This is a genomic window from Actinotignum stranguriae, assembly GCF_051265215.1.
Taxonomy (GTDB): Bacteria; Actinomycetota; Actinomycetes; order Actinomycetales; family Actinomycetaceae; genus Actinotignum; species Actinotignum schaalii_C.
On the sequence record NZ_JBOZCJ010000001.1, the window covers coordinates 123,105 to 135,168 of the forward strand.

The 12,064-nt window shown below is 61.4% G+C and carries 9 protein-coding genes; 5 read left to right on the forward strand and 4 right to left on the reverse strand.

Translation table 11 applies throughout. The features are described from left to right. Positions 1-21: 21 nt before the first annotated feature. Genes ACRQEG_RS00595 through ACRQEG_RS00610 form a run of 4 tightly spaced genes read left to right on the forward strand, consistent with a single transcriptional unit; the run spans position 22 to position 4,765 of the window. Positions 22-639 (forward strand): dTDP-4-dehydrorhamnose 3,5-epimerase family protein, encoded by a 618-nt coding sequence (locus ACRQEG_RS00595; RefSeq protein WP_016443143.1) that lies wholly within the window; start codon positions 22-24, stop codon positions 637-639. 2 nt (positions 640-641) lie between these two features. Next, positions 642-1,574: a glycosyltransferase family 2 protein gene (locus tag ACRQEG_RS00600; RefSeq protein WP_320757788.1), complete on the forward strand. Its 933-nt coding sequence runs from the start codon at positions 642-644 to the stop codon at positions 1,572-1,574. Continuing rightward, the gene (locus tag ACRQEG_RS00605; protein WP_320757787.1) at positions 1,571-3,073 is read left to right on the forward strand and encodes a DUF2142 domain-containing protein; all 1,503 of its coding nucleotides are present in this window, start codon (positions 1,571-1,573) and stop codon (positions 3,071-3,073) included. Before ACRQEG_RS00600 ends, ACRQEG_RS00605 begins: the two co-directional genes overlap by 4 nt. A gap of 57 nt (positions 3,074-3,130) precedes the next feature. Then, entirely contained in the window at positions 3,131-4,765 is a 1,635-nt protein-coding gene (locus ACRQEG_RS00610; protein ID WP_320757786.1) for a glycosyltransferase family protein, read from the forward strand. Here the strand turns inward: ACRQEG_RS00610 and ACRQEG_RS00615 are convergent. Genes ACRQEG_RS00615 through ACRQEG_RS00625 form a run of 3 tightly spaced genes read right to left on the reverse strand, consistent with a single transcriptional unit; the run spans position 4,679 to position 7,862 of the window. Then, positions 4,679-5,602, reverse strand: a complete 924-nt coding sequence (locus ACRQEG_RS00615) for a lysylphosphatidylglycerol synthase domain-containing protein (RefSeq protein ID WP_435733746.1) — start codon at positions 5,600-5,602, stop codon at positions 4,679-4,681. The genes ACRQEG_RS00610 and ACRQEG_RS00615 overlap by 87 nt on opposite strands. After that, the gene (locus tag ACRQEG_RS00620; protein WP_320757784.1) at positions 5,599-6,801 is read right to left on the reverse strand and encodes a glycosyltransferase family 4 protein; all 1,203 of its coding nucleotides are present in this window, start codon (positions 6,799-6,801) and stop codon (positions 5,599-5,601) included. The genes ACRQEG_RS00615 and ACRQEG_RS00620 overlap by 4 nt, the downstream gene beginning before the upstream one ends. Continuing rightward, on the reverse strand, positions 6,798-7,862 hold the full coding sequence (locus ACRQEG_RS00625) for a glycosyltransferase family 2 protein (RefSeq protein WP_435733747.1): 1,065 nt from the start codon (positions 7,860-7,862) through the stop codon (positions 6,798-6,800). Before ACRQEG_RS00625 ends, ACRQEG_RS00620 begins: the two co-directional genes overlap by 4 nt. A 216-nt stretch (positions 7,863-8,078) precedes the next feature. On the opposite strand from ACRQEG_RS00625, the gene ACRQEG_RS00630 reads away from it, so the two are divergent. Continuing rightward, positions 8,079-10,130: a glycosyltransferase gene (locus ACRQEG_RS00630; protein WP_320757782.1), complete on the forward strand. Its 2,052-nt coding sequence runs from the start codon at positions 8,079-8,081 to the stop codon at positions 10,128-10,130. Between the two features lie 52 nt (positions 10,131-10,182). Here the strand turns inward: ACRQEG_RS00630 and ACRQEG_RS00635 are convergent, their stop codons facing one another. Continuing rightward, positions 10,183-12,021, reverse strand: a complete 1,839-nt coding sequence (locus ACRQEG_RS00635) for a glycosyltransferase family protein (RefSeq protein ID WP_320757781.1) — start codon at positions 12,019-12,021, stop codon at positions 10,183-10,185. Positions 12,022-12,064 lie beyond the last annotated feature (43 nt).

The following is a 12,064-nucleotide window of genomic DNA, read 5'->3' on the forward strand; positions in this document are numbered from 1 at the left end:
GTAGCCGAGTGAGGGAACATTATGGAGATTCGGGAATTAGCGATTTCGGGCGCATGGGAAATCACCACCAAGCATTTCCCCGATGAACGCGGTATTTTCTTGGAAGCCTACAAATCCTCCGTTTTTGAAGAAACAATCGGTCACCGCTTGGATGTGCGCCAGGTGAACACCTCGGTATCGAAAGCCGGCACCGTCCGCGGCATCCATTTTGCCGATGTGCCGCCCAGCCAGGCGAAATACGTTATGTGCCCGCGCGGTGCAGTTCTCGATTTCGTTATTGATATTCGGGTGGGCTCCCCCACCTACGGCAAGTGGGATTCCGTTCTTCTCGATGATGACACCCGGAAAGCCATTTATATTTCCGAGGGCCTGGGCCACTGCTTCGTAGCACTGGAAGATGATTCCACCGTTGTCTACCTGTGCTCCGCGCAATACGCACCCGGCCGCGAACACGGGGTTAATCCGCTGTGCTCGCAGGTGGGCTTGGTATTCCCGGAAACTGATCGCCAGGGTAAGAAGCTTGAGCTGCTGCTCTCCCCCAAGGATACCGATGCCCCCGGCCTGGATGAGGCCGAACGCAGCGGGCTCCTCCCTCGTTATGAGGATGTCCAGGCTTTCCTCGCCACCTTGCGGAGTTAAATATGAAGCGGGCTGAACTGTCCGCCCTCGCTAACCAGGTCACCGCGGTCGTTATCACCTATAACCCAGACGGGAATTGCACCACCCGTCTCACCGCGCTAGCCTTGCAGGTCGGGCACGTGGTGGTTATTGATAACGATTCGGAAGAATCGCGCCGGGCAGCCATAGCGGAAAGTGCGCGCGCGGTGGGTGCCCAGTTCATTCCGCTGAACCAGAATCTCGGTATTGCGGCGGCCACGAATATCGGGATTGAGCAAGCCCGCGCCCGCGGCGCTCGTTTCGTGCTGCTCATGGATCAGGATTCCCTGGTGGGTTCGGATATGGTGGCCCATCTACTTGAGGTGTTGGCCGGTGATCCACAGATTGGTGCTGCCGGCCCCCTCCCCAGCGAAGAGCGTGAAGGGGAGGATCAGCTGGTCTACGTCGCTCGCGAGTGGGCCCCCAAGCGTGCCACCGCGGCCGAACTGGAGCGCCCGGTCCTTGACGTTGCTTTCCTCATTGCCTCCGGGTGCCTTATCCGGATGGAAACGCTCGATGACGTGGGCGGAATGGGCACCGCCCTCTTTATTGACCACGTGGACCTGGAGTGGGGCGTGCGCGCCCGGAGCCAAGGGTGGCGCCTGGTGTGCGTCACGGCCGCCCGGCTCTACCATTCTTTGGGGGACGCCGTCGTTCTTCTTCCCGGACGTACGCAACCGGTGCACGTACACGCGCCGATCCGCAACTACTATCTGGTACGCAATACTGCCCGGGTTATCGGCAGTTCACTATTCCCGGGCAAGTGGCGGATGCGTTACGCCTGGTGGCTGGCCAAATATCTCGCTTTTAACGGACTGCTCCTCGACCGCGGGGCCGAGCGGCGCCAGCTCATGCGCCAGGGCTTACGCGACGCGCGGCGGCGGCGTGGCGGACGCATCGGTGACGCGAAAATATGACATCACACGCGCCTCTTCCAGCTGAACCGCACGTTCCCCCCGCGCGCGGCCTGTGGTCCCCCCGAGTCTTCCTTTTTTCTTTCCTCGCTTTTCTTTGCTACACCACAGGCCTGAGTCTACTCACCCCGCTGCAGGGGTCCCCGGATGAACCCGTGCATGAAATCTACGGATACCAGGTGGTCACGGGTAATATTCCGCTCGAATCGGAACGGGTACTCGCCCCGCGCTACCTGCGCTCGGGTGCCCCCGATTGCTGGCGCACCACTCGCGCCCAAACGGCGTGGTGTTCACCCCCGCTCAGTTCCGATGCCACCCTGCGGGAAATGGGCACAAGCGCGGTTAATTACCCACCGCTCTACTACGCCCTCACCCACCAGCCCCTGCGGTTCCTCAGCGGTGCGGCGGCGTTGTGGGCCGTGCGGATATGTTCGGCGCTGCTCTTTTCGCTGCTGGCAGCTTTCGGGGTTTCCGCTTTCGCGACCGGTCTGCCCCACCGTCTTGAATCTTTTATTGCCCTTACCGTTCTCACCCCGGCTTTCTTCATTTTCGCGGGTTTTTCCAATCCGCAAAGTCTGGAAATCGGGGCGGCCCTCGCCATGGCCGGGTGTCTCATCCCGCTCATCCGCACTCTCCCCCCACGGGAAACGGCACAACGGTGGGTCGCGGGGGGCTGCGCGGCACTGCTGCTCATCCTGGCGCGCCCGGTGGGCCCGTACTGGGCTATTGCCATGTGTCTGCTTCTCGCCGGGGTATTTGGACGCGAACGGGTACGCACCTACCTGCGCACCCGCGCTTTCGGGGTATTCCTGGCGCTGTGCGCCGCCGGATGCGTGGGCTGGCTGGCGTGGACCCGTATCTCAACAATCTACGGCCCCGCACCGACCGAAGTCACCAATGACGGCTGGACTGCTCTCACGCTGCGCCTGCTCGGGAACTTCCGCTACTACATGCACGAAACCATCGGAACTGCCGGCTGGCGCTCCGTCACCACTTCGGTTCCGGTCACGGTACTCTACTGGGTGGTTATCTTCGCCGTGGTGGCGGCCGCGTGGCGGTGGGGACAGCTGCGGCACCGGGTATCCATCGCGCTGGCTTTTATTTCCCTCCCACTTAGCGCCGTCCTCATGAACACCCTGGTGTTGAGCCGTACCACCTTCCCTATCTGGCAGGGCCGCTACGCTTTCCCCTTCCTCTTCCCGCTCTTCTGGGTGTGCGTGGCGGTCATAGCAACCTCCGGGCGCCGTCGTTCCGCAGTGAGCAGGGCACTTGCTCGAGCGACCTCCGCTCTTTTCTTCCTGGCGACCGTTGATATTACGGTGCGGATGGCCTGGCGTTTTTACGCGGGTATCACCACGGCACCGCTGTGGCGGGTCCTCACCGATACCCCGCCGCACGCCCTCATCGGAGCCCTGCTTGCCATCGCGGTGGCGGGCACGTACCTGGTGTTGACGTGGCGCTACGCAAGGAGATGTGCCGATTCGCCCGTGCCCGTCATATAATTCCATGGGCTTACTTGTTATGAAATGTATGTAAATCAATGACTAATCGAGGTGATCATGGGCGGCGATGCTGCTGAGGCGCGTTCCATCGATTTTTCGCGGGACCACCGGCGGGTAGTGCACGGGAAAATGTTCCTCCTCGCCTTCGTGGGTTTCTTTATCTATGCGATGGGACTCAGTTTGCTCACCCCGCTCAACGGCGGCCCGGATGAAACCCAGCATGAGATTTACGGTTATGCCGTGGTCACCGGGCAAATCCCTCAGAAGAGTATTCGCGTGGATGCCCCCGCGTTTTTGCGTCGCGGTGCCCCCGATTGCTGGCGCCACGACCCGGCTGCCACCGCTTTCTGTTCCCGTATTTTCACCACGAACGACGAACTCATCTCCCAGGGCACCTCGGCGGTTAACTACCCGCCGCTCTACTACTACCTCACCCATTGGCCCCTTCTGCTGGCCTCCGGGAAATATGTGCTCTGGGGTATCAGGGTGCTCTCCGCCGGGCTTTTCGCCGGATTGGCCGCGCTCGGCTTTTCTTCTCTGTACGCGGGGTTACGCAGCGCCGCACTTCCCTATCTCACTATCGGCCTGCTGGCCCCGGGTTTCTATTCCCTCAGCGGTTTTTCCAATCCGCAGTCGATGGAAATTGGGGCGGCCCTGGCCCTCACCGGTTTTCTTCTTCCCCTTCTCAACCGGGTTCCCGCCCGCGAGGAGCTATGGCGTTGGATTGGCGGGGGGCTGGCCGCTATCCCCCTCATTTGCGCGCGCCCGGTGGGTCCCTACTGGGCAATACTGCTCTGTTTACTTTTCGCAATTATTTTTGGGCGCACGGCGGTGCGACGTTACCTGCGCACTCCCGGATTCTGGATTTTCCTCGCGCTATGCGCCCTGGGCTGCCTGGCCTGGTTCGGATGGAATTACCTGGCCTCCACCTACGGGAAGGCTCCCGATCCGGTGGCCAATAAGGGCGCTTTCCGCATGGGCCTGCAAATTCTAGGAACCATGCCCTATTACATCCACGAAACCATCGGCACCGCGGGCTGGCGTAACGTGGAGCCGAGCAGCCCGGTTTCCCTGTGCTACGTGATTTTCTTCGCCTGCCTACTCATCGCGATCTACCGGGCCGGCGCACGCCACCACCGCCGCGCGGTTATTTTCGGGGTGGCGGTGCTGCCTTTCAGTGCCCTGCTCCTCAATACCGCGGTGGCGGATCGCATCCCGCTGGTAATGTGGCAGGGACGCTACTGGTTCCCCTTCGTTTTCCCTTTCTTGGTGACCTGCGCCGCGGCTCTCCTCCAACATCACGACCTGCGGAAACATACGGATTTCGCGCGCGGCTCCCGCCTCATCCCGGTTCTTTCCCTGGCCGGGGCGCTGCTTTTCGCCGTGACGACCATTGATTTCACGGTGCGAATGGCCTGGCGTTTTTATGTGGGCTTGCGAACCCCGGTCTTCGCGGTAGCGTGGACCACGCCGCCCCGCGCGCTCCTGGGTCTCCTTTTGTGCGTGGGACTTTCCTGCGCGGTTGCGTATCTTGTGGTGCGCCGCTACCGCCCGCACCTGAGTGCGCTGCGCCGCGCGTGGCGCGAGTATCTGCATCCGCAGACTTTAGCGGCGGGCCTCACGGCGCGTAGCGAAACCGGCGAGGAGTCCGAGGCTCACGTCCGCGAGGGTCGTGAAAACACGCGAAAGTAGTACGACGACGACAACCGGCCCGCTCCCTACCGCGGTCGACAGGACTGCGGCAAGAGCCAGTTCCCGCACCCCCATCCCGGCCGGGACGAAGAAAACGAGGAAGCCGACGGTCCAGCCCAGCGCGTAACCGCCGGTGGCGAGGAGGAAAGTCGGCAGCGAAGCGGCCATGCCCTGGTAGATGAGCATGAGCCAGAGCTGGGCACCCATGAGAAGCCATCCGGCCGCCGCCCACAATGCTGCCAGGCCGGTACCGCGCCAGCTGAGCTGTGCCTCCAGTTGCCCGCGCCCCAGAATTTTTAGCCCTAAACTGATGATCTTATTGAGGACGGGTGGGATAAGAGCCACCACCCCCACGGGAATGGCCAGGGCTAGCCAGCCGTAATCCGCCATGAGGCCGGACGGGCCGAGGAGCAGCGCGAGAACCGCCAGCACCAGGCCGGTAACAATGGAGACCACCATGGAGAGAAGCAGCGCCACGAAGGAGCGCCGCCGCGCAATGGAATGCGCCGCGCCCATTTCCGCGGCCGCTACAAAATTCCACACTCCGCCGGGCAGGTATTTCGCCACCTGGGAGGTATAAAAAATACGCCGAGCCACCCGGGCGGGGACGGGCTGGCCCACGTCATTGAGAAGGTAGCGCCAGGAGACCATCGTGCAGACCACGTAGAGCAAAGAAAGTGCGATTCCGGCCAGGCTCACCCACCAGGGCAGCACCGCGAGCGCCTCCCCCACCGACTCTCGGTTCGCCACGATAGCCCAGATCGCGGCAATAACCGCGAGGATCATGAAGCCGGCCCGCACGGGGGGTGCTTGCAGGATGCTGAGGATTTTTTTCACCGAGGGCTCTTTTCACCGGTGCGGTCGGAGGCCCCGCTGGGATTGAGTGCGGCACCGGGTGCCGCACCTTGTCTCGTGCCGCACCGACCCGGCACTCGGTCAAGGGCGACGAGGAGGGGACGTACCACGTAAGCGGGGCGGAAAGCTACATCAGCCCGCTCACCGCAACGGTTGCGGGCCGCGGCGATGGCTTCGGGATCCGAGGCGAGGCGCTCAAGCATATCGGCAAGGGCGCTCGCATCCCCGACCGGAACATAGCGGGCGGCATCCCCAAGGATCTCGCGCTGCGGGGCGGTATCCGAGGTGATGAGGGCCAGGCCGGCGGCCATGCCCTGGTAGGCCTTATTGGGAACCACGCGTTGGGCCTTATCCGACGTCCCGAAGATGCCCAGGCAGAGGTCATGGGAGGCGACTTCGCGCGGTAGCGCGACGGCGTCGACCCAATCGCGCCACATTACCCGCACGTGGGTTCCCTCGCCCGCGAGAATCGCGCGCACATCGGCGTAATCTTGACCGGTGCCGATGAGGGTAACCTCAAGATCCACGCCGCGCTCCTCGAGGAGGAGCAGGGCGCGCGCAATCGTGACGGCACCCTGCAAGGGTGTGAAAAGTCCGTAAAAGACCACGCGGGGCGGGGTGTGGACCGGATGCGTGCTGCGGGCGGCGAAGAAACTTTCGGGCGAGCCCACGGGCACGACGACGCCACGAGCACGCAGGGAGTCGGGCATGTGCGCCAGGTGCGCGGGGGTATCCAGGACCGTGATGGTGGAGGCGCGGATGGCGGCGCTATCCAGGGTGCGCAGCAGGCGGTCTTTGATGCCGTTGTTCAGGCCGCGGTCGGTGGCGGTAGTGGAGGCGAAAATGAGGTGGTCGAGCACAATGGGTGTGCGAGGGAAGAGCAGGCGGGCAAGGAGAACATCGAAATGGCCCAGGTATCCCACCACAATAACGTCCGGGGCGTGCGGGCCGCGGAAACGCCGGGCCCCGCGCACCAGCCGCCACCAGTGCCGGGCAATATCCGCCCCGAAAGAAAGCGCCCCGCGGGCACTGGCGAGGGCTGCTACCCGCCCGGCGGTGCCGGTATCGAGGGGAATATTGAGTTCGCGGACCGTGTGGCCGTGTTCGGCCAGCCCGCGTAGCAGCACCCCTACCCGGGGGTGGTTCGCGGTGTTGTAGGTGCCAAAGCCGAGGATTTTCACCGGGCGGCTCCCCCGTTCGCGGCGGCAGCCGGACCATGTGGGTGATCTGGGTCATCCATTTCGGGAGCGTCGAGGGCATTGGGGGCTTGGTCGGTGCTCGCCGCGGCTCCGAGCGGGCGCGGCGGACCGGAACGCAGGGCTTTGATGCCTTCTAGCTGTTGTTCGAGGAGGACGCGGTTGGTTTTGAGGAGGTCGGCGATAATGAGGATGGTGATGGAGATAATCGAGGCCACGATCATGGCCGAACCGAAAATAAGGGATTGGATATGGCCGGCGCCCTGCCCCATGAAGTAGAAGATGAGGAAGCGAATAAAGGGGATGGCACCCAGGATCCCGGTGATCGCGGCCGTCCAGCCCAGGGGCACATGGGGCTTGAACATGAGGTAGGAGCGCACAATCGCGGTCCCAGATTTGAACATGTGCTGGAAAATATTGGAGAACAGGCGCGATTCGCGGGTTTTCGGGTTGGTGGTGATGGGCACGGAGTCGATACGCAGCCGCTTATTTCCGGCTTGGATAATGGTCTCCATGCAGTAGGAGAATTGGGTGACCACATTGAGGCGGTAGAGCGCGCCCTTGGAGTAGGCTCGGAAGCCGGAGGCGGCGTCTGGAAGTTTGGTGCCGGCCGCCCTGTTGACCACCCGGGAACCCACATTCTGCATAAGCTTCTTGAAGCGGGAGAAGTGCGCAATTTTTGAGGTTTGGCGGTCAGCAATAACGATATCGGCACGCCCGGCCACGATAGGAGCCACCAGTTCCGGGATGGCTTCCTGGGGGTACTGGTTATCACCGTCGGTATTCACCACGATATCCGCGCCGTTCGCGAGCGCGTATTCCACTCCGTCCCGGAAGGAGCGGGCCAGGCCCTGGTTGCGGGCGTGGCGCACGAAGTGTTTCACCCCGTAGGATTTGGCGACTTCAACGGTGGCGTCGGTAGAGCCGTCGTCGATAATAAGGATCTCTACGCTATCGATGCCCGGAATTTCCTTAGGGATCGATTCCAGTACCAGGGGCAAGGTCTTTTCCTCGTTCAAACACGGAACCTGCACAAATAGCTTCATATCCCTCTCCGCCGCACTCGCGATTATCCAGCACCTAGCCTAACAAGCTCCGCGGGCTCTCATGGGGAGATACGCTGTTGCACACTAGAAGTACGGCGGCACCGCAACAATATTTCCCGCGCCGCGGGGTCGGCGCTTCCCGCGCCACGGCACGCCGCTACAGTACAATTCAAGAACAGAAAGCCGATGCCGCCTCTTCAACCAAAGGATTTCGCCGTGACGAATATTTCTTCTTCCTCGGCCAAGGCCGCCCTCCGTTCCGTGCTCCGCCACGTTCCGGGAGCGGAAGCTGCCGGTCGCAAGGTACTTCAGAAGGTGCTCTACCGGGTGCCTTGCTCGGAGCGGCCGCTGGTATCCATCATTATTCCGGTCTACGGGCACTGGAAGGAAACCTTTGCCTGCTTGAAAGCGCTGGCGGCAACGGCCGGGAATATTCCTTATGAAATCATCGCGGTAGATGATTGCTCCCCAGATTCCACCGGCAAGAAACTGGATCGTATTATCGGCTTGCGCGTTGTTCATATGCCAAAAAACGGCGGCTTTATTCGGGCTTGTAATACCGGGCTCCAGCATGCCCGCGGTGAGATCATTGTCTATCTCAATAACGACACCGAAGTGCATCCCGGTTGGCTCCTACCTATCGTGGAACGCATGGACGATCCTTCCATCGGGCTGGTGGGAGCGCGCTTGGTATACGCGGACGGGACCTTACAGGAAGCCGGTGGCGTCGTTTTTGCCGACGGCGTCACGGAAAACTATGGGAACGGCAATAATCCGGAAAATCACTCCTATACGTATTTCCGAGATGTCGACTACTGTTCCGGAGCATGCTTGGCGGTACGCAAGTCCATTCTTGATGAGCTAGGCGGCTTCGATGAGCGATATATCCCCGCCTATTACGAGGATACCGATCTGGCTTTTGAAGTACGGCGCCTGGGCTACCGCACCGTTTATGAACCGCGCTCCCTTGTTGTTCACCACGAGGGCGTCTCGAATGGGACAGATACCTCGCAAGGTACGAAGCGCTATCAGGTCGTTAATAAGGCGAAATTCGCTCAGAAATGGGCAAAAGAATTAGCATCACAGCCGCTGAGCCGCTACCAGGACCCGGACTTTGAAATGGAGCGTGCTGTTCATACGAAAAATGTCGTTATTGTATGCGACGGCGCAGTCATCACCCCTGATTTGGACTCTGGCTCAGTACGAATGGAACAGATCCTGCTGGAGCTGCTTCGGCTCGGATATCAACCGATCTTCATTCCGCAAAATAAGGAGCGTCCCGAGCCCTATGTTGGAAACCTGACGAAACGTGGAATCCAAGTAGTTTACGACTCTTTCAGTGAACACGGCCAAACTAATATCAGCGCCTACGCTCTCACTATTTTGCTTCGCGGAAATGTACGCGGAGTGATCCTGTCCCGGGTCGGGGTGGCGGCAGCTGGCCTCTTCCCGGTGACCCACGCCCTTCCGGGCGTCCCCGTTATTTTTGACACGGTAGACCTGCACGGCACCCGAGAACTACGCGAAGCGAAACTTGCCGGTGATGATGCTCTTATCACCGCTGCGCATCAAACCAAGGAATTGGAGCTCGGAGTTATGAGGGCCAGCACCGCTACTCTGGTTGTTTCCTCCGAAGAAGCGAAGATGCTGCATGCGGACCATCCCGAACTTCCGGTCTTTGTGGTGGGGAATGTGCACGTCCCGGTGCAGCACCCCGCGGGATTGACGGGCCGGCGCAGCATTAGTTTTATCGGTTCCTTCGCCCATCCTCCGAACGCGGATGGCCTGCACTGGTATTTCACCGAGGTACACCCGTTGGTGCGTGACGAGCTCGGAGATGTTGAGGTGAATGTGTATGGGAAAAACCCGCCGGAATCCCTGCGGGTTTTCGAGGGCAACGGTGTGAAGCTATGCGGCTACGCCGCTGATTTAGCTGATGTTTATAATCCGGCTCGGCTCTCCATCGCGCCGCTACGCTACGGTGCCGGAGTGAAGGGCAAGGTTGGGGAATCTCTCTCCTGGGGCGTTCCTATCGTGACCACCGATATCGGAGCTGAAGGCATGGGTTTGGAAGACCGCCACACCGCGCTGATCGCCAATAGCCCGGAGGAATTTGCCCGGGCTATCGTGGACGGTATGCGTGATGATGAGCTGTGGGAGCGTCTCTCTACCGCGGGTGAGCGCCATATCCAGGAGATTATGGGCGTGCCTCGCCTCCACCAGGACCTCGCGGCTGCCTTTGATTTCGCGGGGATCACGCGCGCCTGATCGTGCCGCTGGTTCAACTGGCACACCGGCCTGCTGCTGGTGCGCCAGTGAGCTATTCCGCCAGCGTGACGATGGTGAAGTCCGCGTGAGGCTCTATCCGCAGGCGCGGGTCGGAAGCAATCTGCTCACGCAGCGCCTGCGCTTCCGCGGCGAAAGCATCCGTGGATCCCTGTTCGATTCCCCAGCGGAAATCAAAATTCGGGATGACCACCGCTTGCACCTGCCCGGTATAGAGCACCTGCCACACCGAATGCCCAAAGTTCGCGTGTGAGCCGATCACGTCCTGCATTTCCGGGGTCCAGTTTTCCCGAGCCCGGGCCACGTCTTTATCACCGAAAGTGTTGTAGAGGACCAAGTCAGATTCGCTCGCGATCACCCCGGCCAGAAAATCATTACCGCCCGAGACCGGGGAACTGAAAGCCACCACGGCATCGTCCGGCAAGGCAGCATCAAGTTTTTCTGGAATCTCACCGATAAGTGCCTCAAGATGGGCGGCCCGGTCGCTGGAGCCTACCGCCAAGCCCGCGAGGTTCGGGGCGGAAGCCAGCACCGCCAGCGCAGCCACGATTCCGCAGGCCACCCGCCGCCAGCTGCCTCGCGCTTCCCGGCGCACCAGCGCGCTGATGCCGCTCGCGAGCGCCGCGAGCAGGGCCAGGCGAACCACCAGCATCCAGCGGTAGATAGCCCGCATAAGATCAAGGCCGGGAAGCTCCTCGTAGAGCGATGCCCACGGGAAGGTCCACAAGGCCTCCGAGCGGGGCATAAGATAATCAGTCACCTGAATCGGCGGCGTCAAGGGACCGCGGATTTCCCACCATTTCAGCGAGGGCCCCAAGGCAATAACAAAGGCCACCAGTGCCACAAAGGTCCAGAGCAGCACGTAGCGGCGTGACCCGCGCGCCCATACCAGCACGCAAACGAGCAGCACCAAAGCCGTAATACCGATGTAATTCCAGCGTACATTCGTGCCGTCTCCCCATAGCAGATCGGCATCCAGCCCGACTCCGAGGAGATCGGCCCACCACACGCTCGAGGTGGGGATAATCGTGGTAGCTACATCCACGCCCATGGAACGGAAGAAATCTTCGCCGGTGCCCATACCGGCCAGCGCACCGCCCGCACTGCGGTAATAAAGCAGCAAAGCCACAACACTCGCCACCGCCATATAAGCAAAGCCCAAACCGGCATCCCGCAGGCCGCTGCGCCCCCGCAGCAGCGGTAACACAATAACCACCACCCCGGCGGTGAAACCGAGCATGACGAAAGAATAACCATCAAGGAAAACAGCCCAGGTGAGAACCCCGCACCAGCCAGCCAAAGCGAGAAGCCGGCGCCACCAGGGTGGCCGCAGCCAGAACCGCAGCAGCACCACGCCCACGTAGATAGTGGCGGGTAGGAGTAGCGCACCCCAGAAAGTCGTACCAAAATTACCCATGCCAATAACGGAAGGGTTGATCATCCACACCGCAGCCGCAATCCCGGCAATCAGGCGGTGCGAGGTGAGCCAGTAGAACAGTCCGTACGCGCCCACAAGTGCCAGGACGATCCAGATGAAATACCACGCAGAGAGCGCTGCTGCGGCGTCGCCAGGAAATATTAATGCAAAGAAAGTAGCCGCGCGGCTAAAAACACCGCCGTTGACCGTGGCGGTCCCCTCCGGGAAACCGATGATCGGACAGCGGCCTTCTTGCAGGTACAGGCGCGGAAACTCAGTTCCGCATTGCAGCCGCCCGAGGTCGGCCACCCAGGCATGCACCGGACCGATGGCCCACGCGTTCACGCCGTAAATAAAGGACAGTGCGATGGAGTAGAGGAGGGAGCCCAGGGCCGCTAAGCCGCGGGTACGCCACCGGAGCGGAGCTCTGCGTGGGTGGGCATCGATAACTGGCACGTGGTTCCCCTCTATCCGCGGGAGCGGTGGTGGCCGCGAACGG

Excerpts from the sequence above, each read along its gene's own strand:
- ACRQEG_RS00595 (WP_016443143.1), top strand. The coding sequence starts at position 22 with ATGGAGATTCGGGAATTAGCGATTTCGGGCGCATGGGAAATCACCACC.
- ACRQEG_RS00600 (WP_320757788.1), top strand. The coding sequence starts at position 642 with ATGAAGCGGGCTGAACTGTCCGCCCTCGCTAACCAGGTCACCGCGGTC.
- ACRQEG_RS00605 (WP_320757787.1), top strand. The coding sequence starts at position 1,571 with ATGACATCACACGCGCCTCTTCCAGCTGAACCGCACGTTCCCCCCGCG.
- ACRQEG_RS00610 (WP_320757786.1), top strand. The coding sequence starts at position 3,131 with ATGGGCGGCGATGCTGCTGAGGCGCGTTCCATCGATTTTTCGCGGGAC.
- ACRQEG_RS00625 (WP_435733747.1), bottom strand. The coding sequence starts at position 7,862 with ATGAAGCTATTTGTGCAGGTTCCGTGTTTGAACGAGGAAAAGACCTTG.